This is a genomic window from Micromonospora sp. CNZ286, from assembly GCF_014207755.1.
This window is the reverse complement of sequence record NZ_JACHIZ010000001.1, coordinates 6,238,192-6,251,234: the sequence shown is the minus strand read 5'-3', so window position 1 is coordinate 6,251,234 and position 13,043 is coordinate 6,238,192. Positions and strand designations below refer to the sequence as shown.

Below are 13,043 nucleotides of genomic sequence, written 5' to 3'. Positions count from 1 at the left end.
ACACCTGGGCACCCGCGGAGCCGCACGGCCCAGCTTGATCGACACCAGTTCGGGGAAGTGGCGGGGTCCAGCACCTGTCGATACCGCAACCTCCCCGAAGTGGCGGCGGGCAGCCCCAACCGGCCCGGTGCGGTCAGGCGGGTGGGGCACCGGCCGCCTGAGCTGGGCGGGCCGCCCGGTCGTCCTGCCGGGGCAACACCTCGCCGCGCTCCGGGCCGCCCGAGTCCGGGCCGGTGCCCGAGTCCGGGCCGCCCGAGTCCGGGCCGGCCACCGCGTCCGGGCCGGCCACCGCGTCCGGGCCGACCACCGCCTCCGGGCCGCCCGAGTCCGGGCCAGCACCCGCCTCCGGGCCGGCCACCGCCGCCTCGCCGCCGGCCGTGGCGAGGTTGGTCAGCACCACGTCGAGGACCTTCACCGCCTCCGCCTTGGCCAGCGGATTGTTGCCGTTGCCGCACTTCGGGGACTGGACGCAGGACGGGCACCCTGTCTCGCACCCGCACTCGGCGATCGCGTCCCGGGTGGCGCGCAGCCAGGCGGCGGCGGTGCCGTACGCCCGCTCGGCGAAACCCGCCCCGCCGGGGTGGCCGTCGTAGACGAAGACGGTCGGCGCCTCGGTGTCCGGGTGCAGGGCGGTGGACAGCCCGCCGATGTCCCACCTGTCGCACGTCGCCATCAGCGGCAGCAGGCCGATGGCGGCGTGCTCGGCGGCGTGCAGCGCGCCCGGCACGTCAGCCGCCTCGACGCCGGCGGCGGTCAGCGACTCGGGGGAGAGCGTGAACCACACCGCGACGGTGCGCAGCTCCCGCGCGGGCAGGTCCAGCGGGCGGGTGTCGATCACCTCGCCGGTGGCGATGCGCCGCCGCTGGTACGACACCACCTGGCTGGTCACGTCCACCTCGCCGAGGAACAGGCCGACCGGTCCGGCGTCCACGTACGAGCGGACCGACACCACCGACAGGGAGGTCACGTCGCGGGCGTGGGTGGACCAGTCCGGCTCCTCGGCGTGCACGAGCGCGCACCCGTCGGCCAGGTCGAGCGAGTCGACCACGTACGAGACGCCCTGGTGCAGGTAGACCGCGCCGGTGTGCAGCAGGAAGTGCGCCGACCCGCCGTCGACGGTGCCGAGCAGCCGGCCGGTGGACTCCTCCACCACGCACACCGGTGCGCCGCCCTCGCCGCGCAGGTCGACCTCGGGGCGTTCCCGGTGCCGCCAGTACCAGCCGGTGGGTCGCTGCCGCAGCGCCCCCGCCTCGACCAGCGAGTCCACCGCCTCCTTCGCGCCCTCCCCGAACAGGTCCAGGTCGGCCGGGGTGAGCGGGGACTCGTGGGCGGCGCAGGCGAGCTGCGGCGCGAGCACGTACGGGTTGGCCGGGTCGAGTACCGTCGCCTCGACCGGTCGCCCGAACAGCGCCTCCGGGTGGTGCACCAGGTAGGTGTCGAGCGGGTCGTCCCGGGCCACCAGCACGGCGAGCGCCTCGTCGCCGGAGCGCCCGGCCCGCCCGGCCTGCTGCCACAGCGACGCGCGGGTGCCGGGCCAGCCGCAGATCAGTACCGCGTCCAGCCCGACCAGGTCGACGCCGAGTTCGAGCGCGTTGGTGGAGGCGAGGCCGAGCAGGTCGCCGTGCAGCAGCGCCCGTTCCAGCTCGCGGCGCTCCTCGCGCAGGTAGCCGGCCCGGTAGGCGGCCACCCGGTCGCCGAGCCCGGGTACCGCCTCGTCGAGCGACCGCCGGGCGTTCGCGGCGACCACCTCGGCGCCCCGGCGGGACCGCACGAACGCGAGCGTGCGTACCCCCTCGACCACGCTGTCGGCGAGCAGGTCGGCGGTCTCCCGCAGCGCGGAGCGCCGGACCTGGACGAGGTCGGCGTCGACGGACGACTCGGTGGGCGGCAGCAGCGGCGGCTCCCAGAGCGCGAACGTCACCCCGCCGCGCGGCGACGTGTCCTCGGTGACGGCGGTGACCGGCAGGCCGGTGAGCCGCCCGGCCGCCGTCGCCGGGTCACCCGAGGTTGCGGAGGCCAGCAGAAAGACGGGGGTACGCCCGAAGCGCGCGCACTGCCGCCGTAACCGCCGCAGTACGTGCGCGACGTGTGAGCCGAAGACGCCCCGGTAGGTGTGGCACTCGTCGACCACCACGTACGCGAGGCGGCGCAGGAACCCGGACCAGTGGGCGTGCCCGGGCAGGATGCCGTGGTGCAGCATGTCCGGGTTGGTCAGCACGAACCGGGAGTGCCGGCGGATCCACTCCCGCTCGGCGCGCGGAGTGTCCCCGTCGTAGGTGGCGGGGCGTACCCCGTCGAGTTCGAGACCGGCGACGGCGCGGAGCTGGTCGGCGGCGAGCGCCTTGGTCGGCGCCAGGTAGAGGACCGTGGCGCGCGGGTCGGCGAGCAGCGTGCTCAGCGCGGGAAGCTGGTACGCCAGGGACTTGCCGGACGCCGTGCCGGTGGCGACCACCACGTGCCGGCCCGCGTACGCCAGCTCGGCGGCCTCGGCCTGGTGCCGCCACGGGGCGGTGACGCCGCGCCGCGCGAACGCCGCCCGCAGTTCCTCCGGTGCCCAGCCGGGCCACCCGACGGGCTCGCCGGCGCGGGCCGGGACGCGTTCGACGTGGGTGACCGGGTCGGTGGGGTGACGCAGCCGCAGCCGGCGCAGCAGCTCGCCCGGCGCACGCCGCGGGCCGGGGCTGTGGTCGGTCACGTCCTGCACTCTCGCACTGGTGTTCGGAATTGGGAACCGCAGGGTGGGGGTATGGGGAGGGCGTGGCCGGTGACCGAGGGGGCCGCACGGGGAGATGGTTAGATGCCCAGGAGAGTTTACCGAGGAGGGACCGATGGAGCTGTCGCTGGCGACCCGCGCCGTGGGGGAGCACACGGTGCTCGAGGTCGGTGGTGAGGTGGATGTCTACACCGCCCCCCGCCTGCGGGAACGGCTCCTGGAGCTGATCGACGGCGGGGCCCGCCACGTGGTGGTCGACCTCGGCCGGGTGGACTTCCTCGACTCGACCGGTCTGGGTGTGCTCGTGGGCGCGCTCAAGCGGCTGCGCTCGGCCGGTGGCTCCTTCGCGCTGGTCTGCGACAAGGAGCCGCTGCTCAAGATCTTCCGGATCACCGCCCTGGACCAGGTCTTCCCGCTGCATCCGACGGTCGACGCGGCCATCGCCGCCGACTCCACCGGCGCGTGATGGCGACCGTCAAGCTGTCCTTCTCTCCGGCCCCGGTGCACGTGCGCACCGCCCGCCTGGTCGGCGTCGCGGTGGCCCGGCGGGCCGGCGTACGCGAGGACCTGCTGGACGAGGTGCGCCTGGCCATCGGTGAGGCGTGCACCCGGGCGGTCGCGCTGCACCGGCAGTACGGCCTGGCCGACCCGGTGTACGTGGAGATGTCCGACGGCGGCGGCTACACGGTCCGGGTGGTGGACCGGGCCCCGATCGAGGCGGGCCTCGGCCTGGCCGCGCTCGGCCCGGACGAGCTGGCCAAGGAGTCGCTCAGCGAGGACGCGCTCACCACCGGGGTGGGCTTCGCGCTGCTCGCCGGTTTCGTGGAGGATCTCCAGGTCCGTCCGGTCGACGACGGCGTCGGCACCGAGGTACGGATGTCCTGGCCGGCCGGCCGCGCCTGACCCGAAACGCACACGCAGGCCGCGCTCCCCGAAGGGGGAGCGCGGCCTCGTCGTATTGGCCGCGCCATATATCAGATTTCTTCGCATAACACAGTTACGAAGATCATCGAGACACGGTGCCCCCTCGGTGTGACCTCCGCCACGCCAGAGGGCTACAGTACGCGGGTTGTCAGCAAGTGATCCCGTCCCGTAGCCAGCGGGAACGGGAGTTCATCGCTGGTCCGCCGGAGTGGGTCGGCGCGCGCTTGCGAGTCCGCATCCAGGCGTCGGCCCGTGCGTCTCCACAGGTCGGCGCGAGTTGTTCGGTACAGGAGGACATAGATGTCCGGGACCTTGGCCGCCGACGGCGGCGCACTGTCCCTTACCGGAGCCAACGTGACGTACGTCGTCATCGCCGCGGTCATCGCGCTGGTGGCGCTCGTCTTCGCGGCCGCCCTCACCAGGGCGGTCCTGGCGGCCGGTAAGGGAACCACCAACATGCAGGAGATCTCCGGCGCGGTGCAGGAGGGCGCGTCGGCGTACCTGCTGCGGCAGTTCCGCACGCTGGCGATCTTCGTGGTGATCGCCGTCGTGCTGCTCTTCCTGCTGCCGGTGCACGACACCGACGGCAACGAAACGCTCGTGAAGGCCGGCCGCTCGGCGTTCTTCGTGGTGGGTGCGCTGTTCAGCGCGTTCATCGGCGGCGCCGGCATGTGGCTGGCCACCCGCGCCAACCTGCGGGTGGCGGCGGCCGCGCGGGAGCGGGAAGGTGGCCGCGAGGCCGCCATGAAGATCGCCTTCCGCACCGGCGGCGTGGTCGGCTTCCTCACCGTCGGCCTCGGCCTGTTCGGTGCGGCGCTGGTCGTGCTGATCTTCCGGGGTGACGCCCCGACCGTGCTGGAGGGCTTCGGCTTCGGCGCCGCGCTGCTCGCCATGTTCATGCGGGTCGGCGGCGGCATCTTCACCAAGGCCGCCGACGTCGGCGCCGACCTGGTCGGCAAGGTCGAGCAGGGCATCCCGGAGGACGACCCGCGCAACGCCGCCACCATCGCCGACAACGTGGGCGACAACGTCGGCGACTGCGCCGGCATGGCCGCCGACCTGTTCGAGTCGTACGCGGTCACGCTCGTCGCGGCGCTGATCCTCGGCCGGGCCGCGTTCGGCGAGACCGGCCTGGTCTTCCCGCTGATCATCTCCACCATCGGCGTGCTGGTCGCGATCGTCGGCGTCTTCATCACCCGGCTGCGCGCCAGCGACCGCAACGGCCTGACCGCGATCAACCGGGCCTTCTACCTGTCCGCGCTGATCGCCGCGGTGCTCGTCGCGATCGCCGCGTTCGCGTACCTGCCGGCCACGTTCGCCGAGCTGGAGGGCGGGCTGACCGACGTCGACCGCAACCCGCGGCTGGTCGCCATCGGCGCGGTCGTGATCGGTATCGTGCTGGCCGCCGCGATCCAGGCGCTGACCGGCTACTTCACCGAGACCAACCGGCGCCCGGTGCAGGACATCGGCAAGAGCTCGCAGACCGGCCCGGCCACCGTCATCCTCGCCGGCATCAGCGTCGGCCTGGAGTCGGCCGTCTACTCGGCGCTGCTGATCGGCGCCGGCGTCTTCGGCGCGTTCCTGCTCGGCGGCAGCTCGATCACGCTGTCCCTGTTCGCGGTCGCGCTGGCCGGCACCGGCCTGCTCACCACCGTCGGCGTCATCGTCGCGATGGACACGTTCGGCCCGATCTCCGACAACGCGCAGGGCGTGGCCGAGATGTCCGGCGACATCGACGAGCACGGCGCGCGGACGCTCACCGAGCTGGACGCCGTCGGCAACACCACCAAGGCGATCACCAAGGGCATCGCGATCGCCACGGCGGTGCTGGCCGCCACCGCGCTGTTCGGCTCGTACACCGACACGCTTCGCTCGGCGTACGAGGACGCGGGCGTAGGCGACGTCGGGACCGAGATCCTCAACTCGCTCAACGTGTCCAACCCGCGCAACCTGGTCGGCCTGATCATCGGCGCGGCGGTGGTCTTCCTCTTCTCCGGCCTGGCCATCAACGCGGTCTCCCGCTCGGCCGGCGCCGTGGTGATGGAGGTACGCCGCCAGTTCCGCGAGCTGCCCGGCATCATGGACCGCACCCAGCGGCCCGAGTACGGCAAGGTCGTGGACATCTGCACCCGGGACGCGCAGCGCGAGCTGATGACCCCCGGCCTGCTGGCCATCCTGGCCCCGATCGCTGTCGGCTTCGGCCTCGGCCCGGGCGCGCTGGCCGCGTACCTGGCCGGCGCGATCGGCGCGGGCACGCTGATGGCGGTGTTCCTGGCCAACTCCGGTGGCGCCTGGGACAACGCCAAGAAGCTGGTGGAGGACGGCGCGTACGGCGGCAAGGGCTCCGACGCGCACTCCGCCACAGTCATCGGCGACACCGTCGGTGACCCGTTCAAGGACACCGCCGGCCCGGCGATCAACCCGCTGATCAAGGTGATGAACCTGGTCTCGCTGCTGATCGCCCCGGCCGTGGTGGCCTGGAGCGTGGGCGACGACAAGAACCCGGCGCTGCGCATCACGATCGCCGTGGTGGCCGCGCTGATCATCGCGGCCGCAGTGGTGTTCAGCAAGCGCAAGGGTGTGGCGATGACCGACGAGGACAGCGGGGCCGGCACCCCGGACCAGCGTCCGGAGACGGTGAACGCCTGATCGCACGCGACGGTTCCCGGCCGGCCCCGGCCGGCCGGGAACCCCGTGCCCGGCAAACCTGACCGGTGGCGGTTCCGCCCGGAGGTCGTACGCTGCATCGCATGCGTACGCGCCGGGCGGCAACCGCCGGAAAGCTCACGGTGGTCCTGGCCACGCTGGTCCTCGTGGTCGCCGGATGCGGCGGCGGTCCCAACCCCCGGGTCTGGGCCGCGTCGGTGTGCCAGGCGCTCACCCCGTGGCGCGCGGAGATCTCCAAACTGACCAGCAGCACGCAGCAGCAGATGACCGCGCAGACCACGCCGGCGCAGGCCAAGGAGAACCTGGTCCGGCTCTTCGCCGGTGCCGAGCAGGCCAGCGAGACGGCCCGGCGCAAGGTCGAGGAGGCGGGCGTGCCCGAGGCCGAACGCGGCGCCGAGGTGTCCGCCGGGTTCCTCGGGTCGCTGAGCAAGATGCGTGACGCGTACGGCCGGGCCCGGTCCGCCATCGACCGGCTCGACACCGCCCAGGCCGGTCCGTTCTACGACGGCGTGCGCGCCGCCGTGGGCACGCTCAACAAGGAGTACGACGCGAGCGCGCTGGACACCAGCAAACTCAACTCGACCGAGCTGAAAGAGGCCTTCGACGAGGTCCCGGAGTGTCGCTGACCCCTCCCACCCCGAAACCGGCCCGCCAGCCCTCGCTGTTCTCCACCGAGGCGGCCGATCCCGCGCTGGCGGACCTCGCCGGCCTGCTCGCCGGGCCGGGTGAGGTGGGGCGGATGGGCGGCACGGCCCGGATCTCCGTGGTGGTCGACGCCGCCTGGCGGGTGCACGTGCTGGTGGCCGAGCTGGGCGCCCGGGGTGTGCCGGCGAGCTGGGAGCCGACCGAGGACGGGCGGCACCGGGTGCGCACCGCGTACACGAGCATGCTGGCGCCGCTCGCGCGGGCCTGGCTGCGCGGCGCGGTGAAGCGGCCACCGGCCCGCTTCCACCTGGACGGGCGGCGGCTGCGGCTCTGGGCGGCCGCCGCCGGCACGGCCGAGCCGGCCGGATTCCGGCTGCGGCTCGGACCGGCCGACGAGCAGTCCTGGCCGGTGGTCCGCGCCGCGCTGGCGGCGGTGGGTCTGCCGGCCGCGTTCGTGGAGCCGGACGAGGGCGGGCCCGCGTTCCGGATCGGCGGACGGCGGATGTCGCGGCTCGCCGAGCTGGTGGGGGAACGGCCGGCGACGGCGCCGGTGGCGGACTGGCCGGGCTCTCGGGGCTGACCGCCGCTGTCCGAAGCCGGACACCCGGGGAGGGCTCCGCCGGGGGTACGCGATCGTCACAGTGACCCGCCTGTCGCCCTACCCACGGTGTACCGTGACGCCGTCCGGCAGGGTGCGGCCGGCGGTCGCCGGGAGGGCGGCCCGTTTGCCGCCCACGAAACCCGGAACGCGGACGGCGCGTTACGTTGGACATCCGGACCGCCTGTGGTCCGGGTGGCGCAACACGGCCCGAAGCGGGCATGGCGTAGGAGTGAGGTCGGGGAGAGACGTGCCGAGCAACGCTGGAACCACCCGTCTGGTCATCGTCGAGTCACCGGCGAAGGCCAAGACGATCTCGGGCTACCTCGGCCCGGGGTACGTCGTGGAGGCCAGCTTCGGCCACGTCCGGGACCTGCCCCGCAACGCCGCCGACGTCCCGGCGAAGTACAAGGGTGAGCCCTGGGCGCGCCTCGGCGTCGACGTCGACAACGGCTTCCACGCCCTCTACGTGGTCTCGCCCGACCGTAAGCAGCAGATCAGCAAGCTGGTGAAGCTGGCCAAGGAGGTCGACGAGATCTTCCTGGCGACGGATGAGGACCGCGAGGGCGAGGCCATCGCCTGGCACCTGGTGGAGACGCTCAAGCCCAAGGTGCCGGTCAAGCGGATGGTCTTCCACGAGATCACCAAGCCGGCCATCCAGGCCGCCGTGGCGAACCCCCGGGAGATCGACCGCGACCTGGTCGACGCCCAGGAGGCGCGGCGCATCCTCGACCGCCTCTACGGCTACGAGGTCTCGCCGGTGCTGTGGAAGAAGGTCATGCCGAAGCTGTCGGCGGGCCGGGTGCAGTCGGTGGCGACGCGCATCGTGGTCGAGCGGGAGCGCCAGCGGATGGCGTTCCGCACCGCCGAGTACTGGGACATCCTGGCCACGCTCGCCGTGGCGAAGCCGGGCGAGGGCCCGCGGACGTTCAACGCCACGCTCGTCGCGCTCAACGGTGACCGGATCGCCACCGGCAAGGACTTCGAGCCGACCACGGGTCGCGTTCGCGCCGGTGCGGGTGTCGTCCACCTCGACGAGGGCGGGGCCCGAGGGCTGGCGGCCCGCCTGGCCGACCAGCCGTTCACCGTCACCCGGGTCGAGGAGAAGCCCTACCGCCGCCGCCCGTACGCGCCGTTCATCACCTCCACGCTCCAGCAGGAGGCGGCCCGCAAGATGCGGTTCTCGTCGCAGCAGACGATGCGCACCGCGCAGCGCCTGTACGAGAACGGCTACATCACCTACATGCGTACCGACTCGGTGAACCTGTCCGAGACGGCCATCACGGCGGCCCGCCGGCAGATCGTCGAGCTGTACGGCGAGCGCAGCGTGCCGCCGGAGCCGCGCCGCTACACCGGCAAGGTGAAGAACGCCCAGGAGGCGCACGAGGCGATCCGCCCCGCCGGCGACAACTTCCGCACCCCGGGCGAGGTGGCCAAGGAGCTGTCCGCCGAGGAGTTCAAGCTCTACGAGCTGATCTGGCGGCGCACCATCGCCTCGCAGATGACCGACGCGGTCGGCTCCAGCGTGTCGGTGCGCATCCGCGCCGTCTCCTCCGCCCAGGAGGAGGCCGACTTCGGCGCGACCGGCAAGACCATCACCGACCCGGGCTTCCTGCGCGCGTACGTCGAGTCCAGCGACGACGAGAACGCCGAGGCCGAGGACGCCGAGCGGCGGCTGCCCACGCTGGTCAAGGACCAGCCGCTGACCGCCGACGAGCTGGCCGCGCAGGGCCACCACACCCAGCCGCCCGCCCGCTACACCGAGGCGTCGCTGGTCAAGGCCCTCGAAGAGCTGGGCATCGGCCGGCCCTCCACGTACGCGTCGATCATGCAGACGATCCAGGACCGCGGGTACGTGGTGAAGCGCGGCCAGGCCATGATCCCGTCGTTCCTGGCGTTCGCGGTGATCGGGCTGATGGAGCGGCACTACCCGCGCCTGATCGACTACGACTTCACCGCCAGCATGGAGAACGAGCTGGACGAGATCGCCGGTGGTGACCACGCCGCCGTCGACTTCCTCACCTCCTTCTACTTCGGCAGCACCAACGGCACCGGCGACCAGGCCATCGCGCACGCCGGTGGCCTGAAGAAGCTGGTCACCGAGAACCTCAGCGAGATCGACGCGCGCAGCGTCAACTCCATCCCGCTGTTCACCGACGACGAGGGCCGCGAGGTCGTCGTCCGGGTCGGCCGGTACGGGCCGTACCTCCAGCGGGCGCTGCCCGGCGCGGTTTCGGGCCCGGCCCCGGCCCCGGCCTCGGGTGAGGGTGAGGGCGAGGAGGGCGGCTCGCAGGGCGACCGGGCGCCGATCCCGGAGGGACTGGCCCCCGACGAGCTGACCCCGGAGAAGGTGCACGAGCTGTTCCTCGGCGGCGGCGGTGAGCGCAAGCTCGGCGACGACCCGTCGACCGGCGAGCCGATCGTGCTCAAGTCCGGCCGGTTCGGCCCGTACGTGGCCAGCGGCGAGCGCAAGTCCTCGCTGCTGCGCTCGCAGACGCCGGACAGCCTGACCTTGGAGCAGGCGTTGCAGCTGCTGCGCCTGCCCCGGCTGATCGGCGTGGCCCCGGACGGCGTCGAGGTGTTCGCCAACAACGGCCGCTACGGCCCGTACGTCAAGCGCGGTGACGAGTTCCGCTCGCTGGACTCGGAAGACAAGATGTTCACAGTCACGCTGGACGAGGCGCTGGCGTTGCTCGCCGCCCCGAAGACGCGTCAGCGCCGGGCAGCCGCGCCGCCGCTGCGGGAGATGGGCAACGACCCGCTCACCGAGAAGCCGCTGGTGATCAAGGACGGGCGCTTCGGACCGTACGTGACCGACGGCGAGTTCAACGCGTCGCTGCGGCGCGGGCAGACGCCGGAGGAGCTGACGCTGGAGCAGGCGTCGGAGATGCTGGCGGAGAAGCGCGCGAAGGGCCCGGCGCCGAAGAAGAAGGCAGCGAAGAAGGCCGCTCCGGCGAAGAAGACGACGGCGGCGAAGAAGACCACGGCCGCCAAGAAGGCCCCCGCGAAGAAGGCCGCCCCCAAGAAGGCGACCTCAACCCCGAACGAGTGATCTTGGAAGGAAAAGGCCCTCATGGAGGCCGTTTCCTTCCAAGATCTGGTGGTTGTCCACAGGGGCGGCGGAAGGGCCGCGTCGGGGGCACCGTGGGTGGGTGGGGAACTCCTGGGCGGGGATGCAGCGGGCGCTGCCGTCGGATGACGCGGACGAACTGACCTGGCTGCTCTTCCGGCAGGAGGACGTGCTCAGCCTTCAGCAGGCACGAGCGCATCTCACGCGTAGGGCGATCCGCCACCGGGTGACGACCGGCCGGTGGCGACAGGCGCATCGCGCGGTTCTCGTCGCGCACAACGGCCCGGTCGGTCCCGCGCAACTCCGGTGGATCGCGGTGCTGGCGGCCGGGCCCACCGCGCTGCTGGGCGGCATGACTGCGGCTCAGGCGGGCGGGCTGCGTGGCTTCCCGGAACGGGTGGTCCACCTGCTTCTGCCAGCCACGACCCGTCGATCACCGCTGCCGGCCGGTGTGCTGGCGCACCGGACGACCCACCTGCCCGATTCCGACGTGGTGCCGGTCGCGGCGCCGCCCCGGACGGCGGCGGCCCGGTCGATCGTCGACGCCGCGCAGTGGGCACCGACCGACACCAGGGCCCGTGCGATCGTCGCGGCTGCCTTCCAGCAGCGTCTGGTGGGTGGCGACGACGTGCACGAGGTGGTGGAGCGGATGCCCCGGGTCCGCCGACGACGGCTGATCCTGTCCACCGCCACGGATGCGGCCGGGGGTGCGCACTCCCTGGGCGAACTCGACCTGCTCGGTCTCGTCCGCCGTGCCGGCCTGCCCGAACCGAGCCGTCAGGTGGTCCGCCGGGACTCCGCCGGCCGGCGGCGCTACCTCGACGCGTACTTCGAGCAGTGGCGGGTGCACGTCGAGGTGGACGGCGGGCAGCATCTCGATCCGGCACACGCCTGGGCGGACATGCGGCGGCAGAACGACCTGTGGGTCGAGGGCGACCGTGTTCTCCGGTTCCCCGCCTGGGTCCTGCGCGCCCGTCCCGAAGAGGTGATCGCCCAACTCCGCGCCGCCCTGCGGGCGGCCGGCTGGCCGGGGTGACCGCCAGCCGAGATCTTGGAAGAAAACGGCCCCGATAAGGGCCCTTTCCTTCCAAGATCCTCAAGCGCCCAGGACCTGCGTCAGGTAGGGGTTCTGGAAAAGGTTGTGGGGGTCGAGGCGGGCGCGGACGGACTGGAAGTCGGCGAATCTCGGGTAGGCGCTCGCGAGGGACTCGGCGGTGCGCCAGTGCAGCTTGCCCCAGTGCGGCCGACCGCCCAACTCGGTCGCCACCTGCTCGAACGCGCGGAAGTACGGCTCGTACGGCATGCCCACGTACTGGTGCACGGCGATGTACGCCGAGTCCCGCCCGTACGAGTGGGACAGCCAGATGTCGTCGGCAGCCGTGAACCGCACCTCGACCGGGAACAGCACCTTGAACGGCAGCCGGTCCACGATCCGGCGCAGCTCGGCCAGCGCGGTGGGCAGCGCCTCGCGTGGCAGGCCGTACTCCATCTCCACGAAGCGGACCCGGCGCGGTGTGCAGAACACCCGGTCGGAGCGGCCGGTGTAGGTGCGTTCGGTGAGCGCGCGGGCGGAGACGGCGCTGATCCGGGGTGCGAGGGCGGGTACGGCGCGGCCGAGGCGGCAGGCGCCGGCGAAGACGGTGTTGGAGAGGAACTCGTCGTCCAGCCAGCCGCGCCAGCGGGGCAGCGGCCGGTCGTCGGCGGGTACCCGGTCGTTTGTCTTGACCTGCACCCGGTCGGTGTAGGGGAACCAGTAGAACTCGGCGTGGTCGTGCGCGTCGTACAGGCCGGGCAGGTCGTCGAGTACCTCGGCGAGCGGGGCCGGGCGTTCGTGCGCGCGCAGCACGAAGGCGTCCACGCAGCGCAGCGTGACCTCGACCAGCACGCCGACCGCGCCGAGCCCGACCCGGGCGGCGTCGAAGACGTCGCGGTTCTCCTCGGCCGAGCAGCGCAGCACCTCGCCGGTGCCGGTGACGAGCGTCAGCCCGGCCACGAAGGTGGACAGGCAGCCCAGTTTCGCCCCGGTGCCGTGGGTGCCTGTCGACAGCGCACCGGCGATGGTCTGGGCGTCGATGTCGCCCAGGTTCGGCATGGCGAGGCCGTGCCCGGCGAGCAGTTCGTTGAGCGTGTGCAACGTCATCCCGGCCGGTACGGTGACCAGGCGGCGCGCCACATCGACTGTGACGTCCGTCTCCAGCGCGGCGAGGTCGATCCGGTGCCCGTCGGCGACGGCGGTGGCGGTGAAGGAGTGGCCGCTGCCGGTGGCCCGGACGGTCCGGCCCGCCGCGGCGGCCTGGCGCACCGCCTCGGCCACGTCGGAGACGCTGTGCGGGCGCACGGTGAGGAGCGCGGTGCTGTGCTGGTTGCCGGCCCAGTTGGACCAGGTGGCGGTGGTACCGGTCATCGCGGCCACTCCTCGACATGAA

The 13,043-nt window shown here is 72.8% G+C and carries 9 protein-coding genes; 7 read left to right on the top strand and 2 right to left on the bottom strand.

The genetic code is table 11. From position 1 onward, the window contains the following. Nucleotides 1-133 precede the first annotated feature (133 nt). Nucleotides 134-2,737 (bottom strand): DEAD/DEAH box helicase, encoded by a 2,604-nt coding sequence (locus tag FHX31_RS27935; RefSeq protein WP_221489501.1) that lies wholly within the window; start codon nucleotides 2,735-2,737, stop codon nucleotides 134-136. Nucleotides 2,738-2,828: 91 nt separating this feature from the next. Here FHX31_RS27935 and FHX31_RS27930 point away from each other — a divergent pair, with 91 nt between their 5' ends. The 7 genes from FHX31_RS27930 to FHX31_RS27900 all read left to right on the top strand — a co-directional run bounded on the left by FHX31_RS27930 (nucleotide 2,829) and on the right by FHX31_RS27900 (nucleotide 11,653). Beyond that, nucleotides 2,829-3,179 carry an STAS domain-containing protein gene (locus FHX31_RS27930; RefSeq protein WP_013283649.1) on the top strand — a complete coding sequence of 117 codons (351 nt, stop codon included), beginning with the start codon at nucleotides 2,829-2,831 and terminating at the stop codon, nucleotides 3,177-3,179. Continuing rightward, a complete protein-coding gene (locus tag FHX31_RS27925) occupies nucleotides 3,179-3,616 on the top strand; it encodes an ATP-binding protein (protein WP_013283650.1) in 438 nt (145 codons plus the stop codon). The genes FHX31_RS27930 and FHX31_RS27925 overlap by 1 nt, the downstream gene beginning before the upstream one ends. Nucleotides 3,617-3,937: 321 nt before the next feature. Continuing rightward, nucleotides 3,938-6,286, top strand: coding sequence for a sodium-translocating pyrophosphatase (locus FHX31_RS27920; protein WP_013283651.1), 2,349 nt, complete (start codon nucleotides 3,938-3,940; stop codon nucleotides 6,284-6,286). A gap of 101 nt (nucleotides 6,287-6,387) precedes the next feature. Then, nucleotides 6,388-6,930, top strand: coding sequence for a hypothetical protein (locus FHX31_RS27915; RefSeq protein ID WP_013473582.1), 543 nt, complete (start codon nucleotides 6,388-6,390; stop codon nucleotides 6,928-6,930). Continuing rightward, the gene (locus FHX31_RS27910; protein WP_013473583.1) at nucleotides 6,921-7,529 is read left to right on the top strand and encodes a hypothetical protein; all 609 of its coding nucleotides are present in this window, start codon (nucleotides 6,921-6,923) and stop codon (nucleotides 7,527-7,529) included. Before FHX31_RS27915 ends, FHX31_RS27910 begins: the two co-directional genes overlap by 10 nt. A gap of 268 nt (nucleotides 7,530-7,797) precedes the next feature. Beyond that, nucleotides 7,798-10,599, top strand: a complete 2,802-nt coding sequence (gene topA, locus FHX31_RS27905) for a type I DNA topoisomerase (RefSeq protein WP_184977464.1) — start codon at nucleotides 7,798-7,800, stop codon at nucleotides 10,597-10,599. Nucleotides 10,600-10,699: 100 nt separating this feature from the next. Next, on the top strand, nucleotides 10,700-11,653 hold the full coding sequence (locus FHX31_RS27900; protein WP_240638183.1) for a DUF559 domain-containing protein: 954 nt from the start codon (nucleotides 10,700-10,702) through the stop codon (nucleotides 11,651-11,653). 60 nt (nucleotides 11,654-11,713) lie between these two features. Here FHX31_RS27900 and FHX31_RS27895 read toward each other — a convergent pair whose 3' ends face one another. Continuing rightward, a complete protein-coding gene (locus tag FHX31_RS27895) occupies nucleotides 11,714-13,030 on the bottom strand; it encodes a D-arabinono-1,4-lactone oxidase (RefSeq protein ID WP_184977463.1) in 1,317 nt (438 codons plus the stop codon). Nucleotides 13,031-13,043: the final 13 nt, after the last annotated feature.